Origin of the sequence: Saccharopolyspora hirsuta, assembly GCF_008630535.1 — a bacterium.
GTDB lineage: Bacteria > Actinomycetota > Actinomycetes > Mycobacteriales > Pseudonocardiaceae > Saccharopolyspora > Saccharopolyspora hirsuta.
Genome location: NZ_VWPH01000006.1, coordinates 224,425 through 237,464 on the forward strand (window position 1 = coordinate 224,425; position 13,040 = coordinate 237,464).

Consider the following 13,040-nt stretch of genomic DNA (forward strand, 5'->3'; position numbering starts at 1 on the left):
TGGGGACGATGAGCGATTCGCCGAGCGAGGCTGTGCTCGCAGCCCGGCGGAAGTTCGATGAGATCAGCACGACCACGGCAGCGAAGCTCAGCGAGAGCGCTCAGCGCTCCATCGAGTCGAGCGAGAAGGCCAAGGAGTCGACGAAGAACTTCACTGAACGACTTCACAAACTGGAAGACAGAGTGCGCGACCTGATCGCGCAGCGGGATGCCGCCCGAGGGTCCGAGAAGGACAACGAAATCCAGGTCGGCTCGGAGGACGACGAAGAACCGCAGGATGAGATCGCCGTGGAGTACGCGGATCTCATCGCCAATTACCCCAGTCCGGAACCGGCAGGAGTCACCCCTGCTGCGGCATCGCCGGTCTCATCCGACTCCGCACAGGTGGGGCTGGGGGCGCAGGTGCCGCAAGGTGGGGCGGACCAGCAACAAGCAGACTCGCGTTGGCAAGTCCAGGCGGGGCGTTTCGGACGGCGGGACCAGCAGGTGAGTGCTCCTCAGCCGCCTCCGGTGCCGCCGAAACCACCGGCTGCGCCCAAGCCTGCGCCACGTCGTCAGCCTGCGTTCGACGATGACGACGACTACGAGAACCAGAGCTGGCTGAGGTGACGATCCGGGGCTGGAACTTTCGAGTTCCAGCCCCGGTTTGCGTTGTCAGCGCAATCCGCGTTTGAGCGGGGGGAGCAGGCCGAGCACGAGGGGAACGAGTGCGATCACCGCTGCGACCACCGAAATCGGGCGGATCACGTCGAACAACGAGGCCGCGGAGTTCAAGTAGGCGTTCGAAAGCTCGAAGTGGTTCTGGTAGGAGATTGCCCAGGTCGCGCTTCCACCCCAGTCCAGGGGGAATCCGAGGACCCCGAGCGCGCCCCCGAGCCAGGTGAGCAGGGCGCCGGTCCTCTTCTCCCGGAAGAGGTTCACCGCGCCGAAGATCAGGAGGCCGGTGGCGGCCAGGAACGCCAGACCAGCGACAACTCCAAGGATTACTGCCGGAACCGACACGAAGTCTTCGTCGCTCAGATCGCCAATAGACCTGATGACGAGCAGGACACCCAGGAATGCGAAGAACAGGCCAGCCGCGATGTTCAGGATCGCGGTCGTGATCGTCAGCGGCTTGTTCGGCTTGCCGACGGGTGGTTGTCCCGGGGCCGACGCGAAACCGGGCTGCTGAGGCTGCGCGAACTGACCAGCCTGCGGGTACTGCTGCTGGTAACCCTGTTGCGGGTAGCCGGGCTGTTGCGGGTAACCGGGCGGAGGCCCAGGTTGGTGCCCGTAGGGTGGCTGCGGTGAGGTCATGTTGGGGATTGTGACAGTTGGTCCCGCGCTTCCGGTCTCTCCTTTGCGTAGTTCCGCCAGATCCCGGTGATGTTGTTCGTTACCCTCGGCCCGTGCATCCTCAGCAGCCGGGCTCGTGGGGGCCTCCGCCTGGCGGCCAGTTTCCCCAGCAGCCGATCCAGCAGCCCTATCCCCAGACGCAACCCGGGTATCCCCAGGCGCAGCCGGGATATCCGCAGTTCCAGCAGCAACCGCCGCGGAAGAAGCGCGGGAAGCGCATCGGGCTGATCGTGGGCATCAGCCTCGGCGCGCTGGTGCTGCTCGGTGGCGGCGGCTATCTCGTGACGGCCTACATGAAGTACTCGAAGCCCGCCGGGGACCCGCCGACGAACGCTGCGCTGCCCGCCGAGTGTGACCTGGTCAGCGAGCAGATCCTGCAACGGCTGCACGTCACGAACCCCGATCCGACCATCATCGGAGAGGACCCGGAGAGCGGCCGTTCCACCTGCGGTTGGGGACCGACGGAGGGCCGCGACGGCAACAACGAGCGGACCCTGCGCGTCGACGTCCGGGACGTGTCGAAGGCCGCCGACGGAACCGGTGCGGCGGAGATGTTCGAGAGGTTCCGGGACAGCGGGTCGGGCGAGCTTCAGGAGCTGTCGGGTCTCGGTGACGAGGCTTTCCTCGTCGCCCGCGGACCTGGCGGCGCTTCGGAGGTGAACTTCCGCAAGGGGCAGAAGATCGTGACCGTCACCTACAGCGGCTGGGACAAGAACTTCCTCAGCAGCAGCACCAGGATCTCCCGAGCGGAATCCGGGCAAGCGGTCAAAACGGTCGCGAAAGAGCTCGTTTCCAAGCTCTGAGGCCTCGTGAGCGGCGATGGTCGCGCTTGCCACCATCGCCGCTCACGACCGCGCGGTTGTTTAAGCTCTGGCGGTGCAACCGCAACAGCCCGGGCAGTGGGGTCCGCAGAACCAGCAGGTCCCTCCGGGGCCGCAGTTCCAGCAGTGGCAGCAGGTTCCGAGGAAGAAGAGCCGGGCCGGGTGCATCACGCTCGTCGTGATCGGCATCGTCGTGCTGCTGGGCGTCGGGATCGTGGTCGGTGGTTACTTCTACTGGCGGCACGGGATCATCAACACCCCCGCTGGGGAGGAGCCCTCGGGCGAGAACGTGATCTCGCCGTGCGACCTGGTCAGCGAGGAGACCCTGCGGCAGCTGCGCACCACGAACCTCATCCACGGGTACGAGTCGGAGGACGGCAGCTCGGCGAGCTGCACGTGGCGGCCGACCAAGGGCCAGGACGGCAACAACGAGCGCTACCTGGACATCACCGTCTCCCGGGCGGTGTCGAGCGATCCCGAGGAAGCGGTTGCGGAGGCCGAGGAGACCCTCGAGAACTACCGGCAGACCGACGGCAAGCGCGCGGCGCGGGTGGTCGACGTCGAAGGCCCGTGGGACGAGGCGTTCCTGGCCACCGGGACCGAGGTGAAGCAGGCCCTGCTGGTCTTCCGCAAGGGCACCACGACGGTCTCGGTCGGCTACGACGGCTACGACAAGACCTACTGGTTCGAGGACGAGCGCATGCCCGCCGCCGACGCCGAGCGCAACGCCAAGGCAGCCGCCGAGGAGTTCGCCGCGGGCATCTGACCGGTCACGCCGCGGTGAGGGTGCCTCGGGTGTGGGTTTGGTCGATCTGGGTGCCCTTGATGTCCGTGGTCAGGAGGGCTTCTCCGCGGCGGTCTCCGGTCAGGGTGCTCAGGAAGTAGGCCGTGAGGAGGGCTTTGGTCGCGCGCTGGGTGGCGTACTCGGACTTGCCGTGGAGGACCAGCTGGGTCCAGTGGCGTCCTTCGGTGAAGCCGAGGTGGCTGGCCTTGGGCACGGTGCGCAGCTGCACCGCTCCTCCCCAGGCGCGGGCGATCGGTTCGGCGTTGGCCACCGCCGGGGTCAGCAGGTCGTTGCCCGCCGCGATGTGCAGGCCGGGCACCTTCACCCGGGCCGCGGCTTCCAGCGCGGACGGGCGGGTCTCGGCGGCCGCCAGGGTCGCGACCGCGCGGATCCGCTCGTCCTCGGCTGCGGCCAGGACCGCGCAGCCGCCGCCCATGGCGTGACCGGCGACACCCAGCTTCTTCTCGTCGACGCTGATCTCGCCCTCGCCGAGCCGGACCCCGACGGCGACGTCCAGCGCCGTGCGCAGGTCGGTGGCGAACATCCGGTGCGAGGCGAACACCCCGCGCTGGGTGGCGGGCGCGGCGACCACGAAGCCCCACGAGGCGAGGTGCCGCAGCAGGCCCAGGTAGCGGCGCGGCGGCTGCAGCCAGCCGTGGCCGAACGCGATCGCGGGCAGTCCCAGGCCGCTGCGCGGGGTGCAGACGATGCCGGGCAGGCCGACGAGAGCCAGATCACCGTGCAGGACGTCGTGCGGTCCGCGGCGGGACAGCTCTTCGAACGCGTTCTTCGCGGAGGGGGCCTTCTTGGCAGTGCGCGCCATGGTCAGCAACGGTAGCGGACCAGCGCGTGCGCGCGCGGTAGCCGCCGCGCGAGCGTTCCCCCGGCCGGGCCGATGCGAACAGGTTCAGACCATATGCAGTAGCTACGCTGGGCCGAGTGTGCGGCATCGTTGGTTACGTAGGACATCGCCAGGCGCTCGACGTGGTGCTCAACGGGCTCCGACGGCTCGAGTACCGGGGCTACGACTCGGCGGGCGTGGCAATGCTCGACGGTGCGGGCAGCCTCGCCGTGGAGCGCGCCGCGGGCGCGCTGTCGAACTTGGAGAAGCGGCTCGCTGAGGTCGACGGCGACCGGTTCGCCGGGCACAGCGGCATGGGGCACACCCGGTGGGCGACGCACGGCGCGCCGACCGACCGCAACGCCCACCCGCACCGCGACGCCACCGGGCAGGTGGCCGTGGTGCACAACGGCATCATCGAGAACTTCGCGGTCCTGCGCGCCGAGCTGGAAGCGTCCGGCATCGAGATGGCCAGCGACACCGACACCGAGACCGCGGCGCACCTGGTCGCCGCCGCCTACGCCGGTGGACCGACCGCCGGTGACCTCAGCGCCAGCGTCTGCGCGGTCGCCCGCCGCCTGGAGGGCGCCTTCACGCTGGTCGTCACGCACGCCGCCGAACCGGACAAGGTCGTCGCGGCGCGCCGGTCGTCGCCGCTGGTCGTCGGGGTCGGCGACGGCGAGCACTTCCTCGCCTCGGACGTTGCCGCGTTCATCGAGCACACCCGCGACGCGGTGGAGCTCGGCCAGGACCAGGTGGTCACCATCACCCGCGACGGCTACCGGGTGACCGACTTCGACGACGTCGAGGTCGAGACCAAGCCGTTCAGCGTGGACTGGGACCTGTCGGCCGCCGAGAAGGGCGGTCACGACTACTTCATGCTCAAGGAGATCGAGGAGCAGCCCGAGGCGCTGGAGAACACGCTGCGCGGGCACTTCGCCGACGGCGGCATCGTGCTCGACGAGCTGCGCCTCACCGAGCAGGACCTGCGCGACGTGGACAAGGTCTTCGTGGTCGCCTGCGGCACCGCCTACCACTCCGGGCTGCTCGCCAAGTACGCCATCGAGCACTGGTGCCGGGTGCCGGTGGAGGTCGAGCTGGCCAGCGAGTTCCGCTACCGCGACCCGGTGCTGGGCCGCGACACCCTGGTGGTGGCGATCTCCCAGTCCGGCGAGACCGCCGACACCCTGGAGGCGGTGCGGCACGCCCGCACCCAGCGGGCGCGCGTGCTGGCGATCTGCAACACCAACGGCGCGCAGATCCCGCGCGAGTCCGACGCGGTGCTCTACACCCACGCCGGGCCGGAGATCGGGGTCGCGGCCACCAAGACGTTCCTCGCCCAGATCGCGGCGAACTACCTGGTCGGGCTGGCCCTGGCGCAGGCGCGCGGCACGAAGTACTCCGACGAGGTGGCGCGCGAGTACGCCGAGCTGTCCGCGATGCCGGACGCGGTGCGCCGGGCGCTGTCCACCGTGGACCAGGTCCGCGAGCTCGGGAAGGAGCTGGCCGACTCCAAGGCGGTGCTGTTCCTGGGCCGCCACGTCGGGTACCCGGTGGCGCTGGAGGGCGCGCTCAAGCTCAAGGAGCTCGCCTACATGCACGCCGAGGGCTTCGCGGCGGGCGAGCTCAAGCACGGCCCGATCGCGCTGATCGAGGAGGGCCTGCCGGTGGTCGTGGTGATGCCGTCGCCGACCGGGCGCGCCCTGCTGCACGCGAAGATGGTGTCCAACATCCGGGAGATCCAGGCGCGCGGCGCGCGCACCATCGTGATCGCCGAGGAGGGCGACGAGACGGTGCGGCCCTTCGCCGACGAGCTGATCACCATCCCGGCGGTGCCGACCCTGCTCCAGCCGCTGGTGTCCACGGTCCCGCTCCAGGTCCTGGCGGCGGAGATCGCCCGGGCCCGCGGCTACGACGTGGACAAGCCCCGCAACCTCGCCAAGTCCGTCACCGTCGAGTGATCTCCACCGCGATTTCAGTGGGGTTTTCCAGCCTCGTTCTGCGTGGCGGTGCGGGTGGCGGAACCTCAGCGCCCGCCTGGCTGTGGGTGCCCTGACTGATGTATGAGCCGATACACGGCGTCAGGGCCGTCCTCGCCAGGCGAACGCTGAGAACCCGCGGCGGTGCCGGTTGCGAGGGTGGGTTATGCGCCTGCGGCGCATGCGACACCTGCCGGTCGGTGCCGGTCGCCCTTCGCGGCTGCGGTCCACGGGCAGGATGAACAAGTTCAATGGAAATCGGACCTGCGATTTCCATTGAAATCGCGCACCACCCGGTCCGGTGTGTCGTGCTCCGGACGTTCCGGGAGGGCGGTTTGAATGGGACCGTCGTCCCGGGGCTCCCGGGATGAGCGGTGCTGTTCGTCGTCGGTGGGGCTGCAGGCAGACTGTGCGAAATCTCGTCGGCGGTTTCGAGGGAGGACGCGATGCACGGAGTGTGGACGCCGGACCAGATCCGCGCCGCTGAGCAGCAGCTCTTCGCCCGGACGCCGGAACCGGTCGTGATGCGCCGAGCCGCCTACGCGGTCGCCGTGCACACCGCTCGCGTGCTCACCGAGATCACCGGCGGGGTCTCCGGTCGGCGGGTCGCGCTGCTGGTCGGGGCCGGGAACAACGGCGGCGACGCGCTGTGGGCCGGTGCCTTCCTCCGCCGCCGCGGGGTCGGCGTCACCGCCGTGCTGCTCGCCCCGGAGAAGGCGCACGCCGCCGGGCTCGCCGCGCTGCGGCGCGCGGGCGGCCGGGCGGTGCCCGCCGAGGGCTCCAGCGCGGACACCTCCGGGATCGGCGCGGAGGCGGCGGACGCCGTCGAGCGGGCCGACGTCGTCGTCGACGGGATCGTCGGGCTGTCCGCGCGCGGACCGCTGCGGCCGACCGCGGCCGAGCTGGTGCGGCGGGTCGTGGTGCCGGTGGTGGCCGTCGACCTGCCCAGCGGTGTCGACCCGATGACCGGTGCCGTCGACGGGCCTGCCGTGTCGGCCGACCTCACCGTGACCTTCGGCGGCCGCAAGCCGTGCCACGTGCTGGGGGCGGGCGCGGTGCACTCGGGCGAGGTCGAGGTGGTCGACATCGGGCTCGACGACCACCTGCCGGAGCCCGAGCTGCACGTGCTGCGACCTGCCGAGATCGGCGCGGCCTGGCCGGTGCCGGGACCGGACGACGACAAGTACAGCCAGGGCGTGGTCGGCGTCGCGGCCGGTTCGGCGACCTACCCGGGGGCTGCGGTGCTGGCCAGCGGGGCCGCGGTGCAGGCGACCGCGGGCATGGTCCGCTACGCCGGTCCGGCGGCCGACGTGGTGCGCTCGCGCTGGCCGGAGGTGGTGGCCACCGGCGCGGTCGGCGACGCCGGGCGGGTGCAGGCGTGGGCGGTCGGCCCGGGGATCGGCCTCGGGGCGAGCGGGCGCGACGTCCTGCAGCACGTCCTGGAATCCGGGCGGCCGGTGTGCGCCGACGCCGATTCGATCACCCTGTTCGCCAACGACCCGACGCTCTGGGACGCGCGGGACCCCGACGCCCCGCTGGTCCTGACGCCGCACGCGGGCGAGTTCGCCCGGCTGGCCGGGCAGGAGCCGGGCCCGGACCGGGTCGGGGCGGCGCGCGAGGTCGCCGCGCGCTTCGACGCGGTGGTGCTGCTGAAGGGCAACACGACGATCATCGCCGCCCCCGACGGCCGCGTGCTGGTCAACGACTCCCAGCACGCCTGGCCCGCCACCGCGGGCTCCGGCGACGTCCTGACCGGCCTGATCGGCGCCCTCCTGGCCAGCGGCGTGGAACCCTGGCTGGCCTGCGGCTACGCCGCCCACGTGCACTCCCTGGCCGCCGACCTGGCGGCCCACGGCGCCTCCGACGACCCGGCCGACCCGGGAGCCCCGATCGGCGCGTCCGCCCTCCTCGCGGCGGTCCCGCTGGCGATCCGCAAGCTCCGCCGAGCCGCCCTGACCTGATCCGGCCCCCGGCAGCAGCCTCCACGTGCTGCCGCGAACGCTGATGCCACCCCCACAGTCCGTGGCCACCAGCCCCCGAACCGCGACCACAGCCGCCGGAGGGGTGGTGACGACTGCTGCCGATCTCGGTCGCCGCACGCTGCGGAGGGACTGCTGCTGGGGCGTCGGAGGGGTGGTGGGGACTGCAGTAATGAGTCCGTCCGCTCGCCGCGGAGGGACCGCTGCGACGGCCGTGCGAGGGGTGGTGACGACTGCAATTTCGATTGAAATTGCCCACGTCGCCACTGGAGGCTCCGTCGAGAACGATGGCAATTTCGATTGAAATTGCAGCACACCCAAGCCGACCACCCACCGCTTTGAACCCAAACCCGGCCCCGCACCCCAACGGCACCTCTCCTCGCCAACCCCACCCCGCTATCACCACCGCACCCCAGGTGCCGCCCGCGGCCCCCGGGCAGTACGCCGATGGGGGTGCGGGGCTGTGTGCGACGATGACCGTGCCATGAGTGACCAGCCCGCGCACCGCGCCGACCTGCGCATCGACGTCGGCGCGATCCGCCACAACGTGAGGGTGCTCTCGGCGCGTGCCCGCGAGTCGGGTGCCCGCACGATGACCATCGTGAAGTCCGACGGCTACGGTCACGGCGCGGTGACCGTGGCGCGCGCCGCGCTCGAATCCGGCGCCGACTGCCTCGGCGTCGCCTCCCTCGACGAGGCGCTGCAGCTGCGCGCCGCCGGTATCACCGCTCCGGTGTTCTGCTGGCTCTACGCCGTCGGGGACGACTTCGCGCCCGCGATCGCCGAGGACGTCGAGCTGTCCGCGTCGTCGCTGGCGGTCCTCCAGCGGATCGAGGCGGCCGCCGCCGCGCAGGACCGCACCGCGCGCGTGCACCTCAAGATCGACACCGGGCTGTCCCGCAGCGGCTGCCCGGCCGACCTCTGGCCCGCGCTGGTGGAAGCCGCTGCGAACGCCGAGGCAGACGGGCACGTCGAGGTCGTGGCGGTGTGGTCGCACCTGGCCTGCGCCGACGAGCTCGGCCACCCCTCCATCGACCAGCAGGCCGAGCGGTTCCGGCGCGCGCACGAGCAGGCGCGCGCGGCGGGCCTGGACCCGATCCGGCACCTGGCCAACTCGGCCGCCGTGCTCACCCGCCCCGACCTGCACTTCGAGCTGGTCCGCCCGGGCATCGCCGTCTACGGGCTGGACCCGGTGCCGCAGGACGGCGACCACGACCTGCGCCCCGCCATGACGTTCCGCTCCTCGGTGGCGCTGACCAAGCGGATCGCGGCGGGCGAGAGCGTCTCCTACGGCCACACCTGGACCGCGGACCGGTCCACCGGGCTGGCGCTGGTGCCGGTCGGTTACGCCGACGGCGTGCCGCGCACCCTGTCCGGCCGGATGTCGGTGTGGCTGGCGGGCAAGCGGCGCCCGGTGGTCGGCCGGGTCTGCATGGACCAGCTGGTGGTGGACTGCGGCGACGACGAGGTCCGCGAGGGCGACGAGGTGCTGCTGTTCGGTCCGGGCGACCGCGGCGAGCCGACGGCGGCGGAGTGGGCCGACACGATCGGCACCATCCACTACGAGATCGTCACCGGCATGTACCGCCCGCGGGTGACGCGCACCGTCGAGGACGACCTGGAGGCACCATGAGCCTCCGCCCGGCCGCAGATCCCGCGCGTTTCCCCTGCTCAAGTGTCGTGAGTGCTTTGCGGGGCTATAGCACCACGAAGTACTCACGAGCTGACGTGGCGGATCTCGTGCGGTCCGGCGCCGGGCGTTCGCGGCTGGGGGCGGCGTGAAACCGGTCTGGCAGGCGCTGGCCTGGACGAGCGGTGTGCTGGGTGCCGCGATCACCGGCGCCGCGGTCGGCGTCGTCGCGCACAGCACGAGAGTCGCCGCGAAGCGCAACCCGGACGACCCGCACGCCGACGAGCCGCTGGGGCGGCTCCGCCCGGACCGGCAGTCCACCGTGGCCGCCGACGACGGGGTTCCGCTGGCGGTGCAGGAGATCGAGCCCGCCGACGGCGGGGAGCCGGAGCTGACCGTCGTGCTGGTGCACGGGTTCGCGCTCGACTCCCGCTGCTGGCACTTCCAGCGCCGCGACCTGCCCGAGCTCACCGACCCGCGGGTCCGGGTGGTGCAGTACGACCAGCGCAGCCACGGCCGCTCCGGGCACTCCTCCAAGCGCAACAGCACCATCGAGCAGCTCGGCCGGGACCTCGACGCGGTGCTGCGCGCGATGGCGCCGAAGGGCCCGATCGCGCTGGTGGGGCACTCGATGGGCGGCATGACGATCATGGCGCTGGCCGAGCAGCGCCCGGAGCTGTTCCGCGACCGGGTGCGCGCGGTGGCGCTGATCGGGACCGCGGCCGATTCGGTCGGCGCGGCCGGGCTGCCCCGCACCTGGCTCTCGCGCGTCAACCCGGTGCCTCGCGGGCTGGCGCTGCTGTCCAGCGTCCAGCCCGACCTGGTGGAGCGCACCCGGCGGGTCGGCGACAAGATCACCTGGAGCCTGGTCCGCTCGCTGGCGTTCGGGGACCGCGCGATCTCGCCCGCGGTGGTGGACCTGGTGGCGGAGATGATCGGGGCCACCACGGTCGAGGTCGTCACCGACTTCCTGGAGACGATCGGCCTGCACGACCGCAAGACCGCGCTCGCCGCGCTGCGGACCTGCGAGGTGCTGGTGCTCAGCGGGGACGCCGACCGGGTCACCCCGTTCTCCCCGCACGCCGAGGTGCTGGCCGCCGAGCTGCCGGACGCGACGTTGGTGCGCGTCGAGGGCGCGGGTCACCCGGTGATGCTGGAGCGGCCGGAGTTGGTCACCGAGCAGTTGACCGCGCTGCTGCGCAGGGCGGTCGGGAAGTGAGTGCTGCGTTGCGGACTGCGGAGTTCCCGAAGGAATCCGACACGCTGGAGTTCGGCCGTCGGCTGGGCGCCGTGCTGCGCGCCGGCGACCTGGTGCTGCTGGACGGCCCGCTCGGCGCGGGCAAGACCGTGCTCGCGCGGGGGATCGCGGCGGGCATGGGCGTCACCGGCCGGGTCACCTCGCCGACGTTCGTGATCGCGCGGGTGCACCGGCCGGAGTCCGGGGACGGCCCGGTGCTGGTGCACGTCGACGCCTACCGGCTGGGCGGGCTGGACGAGATCGACGACCTGGACCTGGACACCGACCTCACCGAGGCCGCCGTGGTGGTGGAGTGGGGCGAGGGCCTGGCGGAGCGGCTCGCCGACAGCCACCTGCTGCTGCGGATCCGCCGCCGCCCCGACGACGTCCGCGAGATCACCCTGGAACCGCACGGGGAGTCCTGGGACGCGCGGCTGGCCGAACTGCTCGGCCGGTGAGCGAGTTCTTAGCCGGGATCCCCGGGCCCCTCGCGCTGATCGCCGCCGCGGCGGTGCTGTTCGCCGAATCAGGCTTGGTGGTCGGGGTGTTCCTGCCCGGTACCGGCACCGTCCTGGCGCTCGGCCTGCTGGCCGGGCAGGGCGTGGTCGAGGTGTGGCTGGCCGCGGTCTGCGCCTCCGCCGCGACGGCGCTGGGCTGCCAGCACAGCTTCTACCGGGGTCGCCGCGGCGGCCTGCTGCGCCGCGAGCTCGTGAAGCGGTTCGGGGAGGAGCGGCTCACCCGACTGGAGTCCTCATTGGACGGACGCGCTGAGGTGACGGTGGCGGTGTCGCAGTGCTTCGCGGCCGTCCGCACCCTGGTACCCCGACTCGCGGCGCGCACGGACATGACCCACCTCCGCTTCACCCTCTGCAACCTCCCGGTCGCCATCACCTGGGCGACGACCCTGGTCCTCCTCGGCGCCTGGTCCGGCGACGCCTACGAGCGCGTGGAAACCCTGGCGGGCCTGGCCGGGCTCCCCGTCCTGGCCGTCGCCGCGGCGGTGGCGCTGGGGATCTGGTGGCTCCGCCGCCGGAACCGCATCCGCGCCTGAGGTACCCGGTCGACGCCCGTGAGCGTTTCTGGGGCTATAGCACCACAAAACACTCACGGGCAGCTGAGCGTCACGGGATGCGGGTGGCGGTGCCGGTGACGCGGATGCGGTCGTGGTCCGGTGCGACCTCGACGTCGAGGACGCTGGGACGGCCCATGTCGTCGCCCTGGTGGATGCGGAACGTCGTCGGCGGGGTGATCAGGCCGAGGTGCTTGAGGTAGCCGCCGAAGGCCGCCGCGGCCGCGCCGGTCGCCGCGTCCTCCACCACGCCGCCCGGCGGGAACGGGTCGCGGGCGTGGAAGAGCACCGGGCTCTCGCGCCAGACCAGCTGCAGCGTCGTCCAGCCCTGGTCGGACATCAGCTTGCCGAGGCGGTCGAAGTCGTACGACAGCGCCGCAAGCTTGTCCCTCGTGGACACCGCGAGGACGAGGTGGTCGTTGCCGCCGAAGGCGATCCGGGGCGGCAGGGCCGGGTCGAGGTCGTCGCGGGACCAGCCGAGCGCGGCCAGGGCCTCGTCGAGGACCGCGGGCTCGACCTCGCGGATCGAGGTGGGGACGCTGGTCAGCGTCGCGGTGTGCCGCCCGGAGTCGTCGACCTGGGTGTCCACCGGCACCGGCCCGGCCTGCGTGTGCAGCTCGAACCTCCCGGCGCCGTCGCGTTCGGCGAGCGCGACGGCGGTGGCGATCGTCGCGTGCCCGCAGAAGGTGACCTCGGCCTTCGGGCTGAAGAACCGGATGTCGTGCTCGCGGTCGCCGCGGGGGAACAGGAACGCGGTCTCGGAGTACCCGAGGTCCGCGGCGATCGCCAGCATCTCCGCATCGGTCAGCCCGACGGCGTCGAGCACCACCCCCGCCGGGTTGCCGCCGCGCGGATCGCTGCTGAACGCGACCAACCGTGCTATTCCCGCCTCTCCGCGATTCTCAGTGGTGGTTGCGTTGGGGGTGTTGTCTTGCGTTGTGGGGGTTTCTTGTGGCTGGGTTGCGTCACGGTCCCCTGAGGTGCGGTTGGGTGGGACTGAGGTTGGCGCGCGGTCGTTCATGCCGCCTCCAGCGCAGGCACCCACCGGCTTATTCCCCGTGCCGCGATCATGGGCTGAAACCCCCTGAGATCGGGGAAATCTGGGACCGCGGCTCCGCTCCTTGGGGCGAGGGACCCGCGATTTCAATGGAAATCGGATGTCCGACTTCCATTGAAATCGCACCAACCCCGGTCGGACCAACCCCGGTCGGACCCACCCCGGTCGGAGGGCCGGGGTCGGAGGGGTGCGGTCGGAGGGGGTGCGTTGGGTGTCGGCAGGTGGTCTGGAGGTCCTGGCGAGCCGCAGTTTCACTTGAAACTGCAGTTTCCCCGCACGGGGGAGCACAGTTTCAAGTGAAACTGCAGG

Annotated in this window: 12 protein-coding genes; 9 read left to right on the forward strand and 3 right to left on the reverse strand. The window is 71.6% G+C overall.

The genetic code is table 11. The features are described from left to right. Positions 1-8: 8 nt before the first annotated feature. Positions 9-608, forward strand: coding sequence for a hypothetical protein (locus tag F1721_RS14400; protein ID WP_150067164.1), 600 nt, complete (start codon positions 9-11; stop codon positions 606-608). A gap of 45 nt (positions 609-653) precedes the next feature. Here the strand turns inward: F1721_RS14400 and F1721_RS14405 are convergent, their stop codons facing one another. Beyond that, positions 654-1,295, reverse strand: a complete 642-nt coding sequence (locus tag F1721_RS14405; RefSeq protein WP_150067165.1) for a hypothetical protein — start codon at positions 1,293-1,295, stop codon at positions 654-656. A 92-nt stretch (positions 1,296-1,387) separates the two neighbouring features. Here F1721_RS14405 and F1721_RS14410 point away from each other — a divergent pair, with 92 nt between their 5' ends. Then, on the forward strand, positions 1,388-2,137 hold the full coding sequence (locus tag F1721_RS14410) for a hypothetical protein (RefSeq protein ID WP_150067166.1): 750 nt from the start codon (positions 1,388-1,390) through the stop codon (positions 2,135-2,137). A gap of 73 nt (positions 2,138-2,210) precedes the next feature. Then, complete coding sequence (locus F1721_RS14415; protein ID WP_150067167.1) at positions 2,211-2,921, forward strand: hypothetical protein; 711 nt, start codon at positions 2,211-2,213, stop codon at positions 2,919-2,921. A gap of 4 nt (positions 2,922-2,925) precedes the next feature. Here F1721_RS14415 and F1721_RS14420 read toward each other — a convergent pair whose 3' ends face one another. Continuing rightward, entirely contained in the window at positions 2,926-3,762 is an 837-nt protein-coding gene (locus F1721_RS14420) for a dienelactone hydrolase family protein (RefSeq protein ID WP_150067168.1), read from the reverse strand. Between the two features lie 116 nt (positions 3,763-3,878). Here F1721_RS14420 and glmS point away from each other — a divergent pair, with 116 nt between their 5' ends. From glmS to F1721_RS14450, 6 genes are all read left to right on the forward strand, one after another. After that, positions 3,879-5,741, forward strand: coding sequence for a glutamine--fructose-6-phosphate transaminase (isomerizing) (gene glmS, locus F1721_RS14425; RefSeq protein ID WP_150067169.1), 1,863 nt, complete (start codon positions 3,879-3,881; stop codon positions 5,739-5,741). 464 nt (positions 5,742-6,205) lie between these two features. Continuing rightward, positions 6,206-7,720: an NAD(P)H-hydrate dehydratase gene (locus F1721_RS14430; protein ID WP_150067170.1), complete on the forward strand. Its 1,515-nt coding sequence runs from the start codon at positions 6,206-6,208 to the stop codon at positions 7,718-7,720. A 502-nt stretch (positions 7,721-8,222) separates the two neighbouring features. Beyond that, on the forward strand, positions 8,223-9,371 hold the full coding sequence (gene alr / locus F1721_RS14435; RefSeq protein ID WP_150067171.1) for an alanine racemase: 1,149 nt from the start codon (positions 8,223-8,225) through the stop codon (positions 9,369-9,371). A 145-nt stretch (positions 9,372-9,516) separates the two neighbouring features. After that, positions 9,517-10,587, forward strand: coding sequence for an alpha/beta fold hydrolase (locus F1721_RS14440; RefSeq protein WP_150067172.1), 1,071 nt, complete (start codon positions 9,517-9,519; stop codon positions 10,585-10,587). Then, a complete protein-coding gene (gene tsaE, locus F1721_RS14445; protein WP_246154877.1) occupies positions 10,584-11,063 on the forward strand; it encodes a tRNA (adenosine(37)-N6)-threonylcarbamoyltransferase complex ATPase subunit type 1 TsaE in 480 nt (159 codons plus the stop codon). The genes F1721_RS14440 and tsaE overlap by 4 nt, the downstream gene beginning before the upstream one ends. Continuing rightward, positions 11,060-11,656 (forward strand): DedA family protein, encoded by a 597-nt coding sequence (locus tag F1721_RS14450; protein WP_150067173.1) that lies wholly within the window; start codon positions 11,060-11,062, stop codon positions 11,654-11,656. Before tsaE ends, F1721_RS14450 begins: the two co-directional genes overlap by 4 nt. 70 nt (positions 11,657-11,726) lie before the next feature. Here F1721_RS14450 and F1721_RS14455 read toward each other — a convergent pair whose 3' ends face one another. Further along, a complete protein-coding gene (locus F1721_RS14455; RefSeq protein ID WP_246154879.1) occupies positions 11,727-12,548 on the reverse strand; it encodes a PhzF family phenazine biosynthesis protein in 822 nt (273 codons plus the stop codon). Between the last annotated feature and the right edge of the window lie 492 nt (positions 12,549-13,040).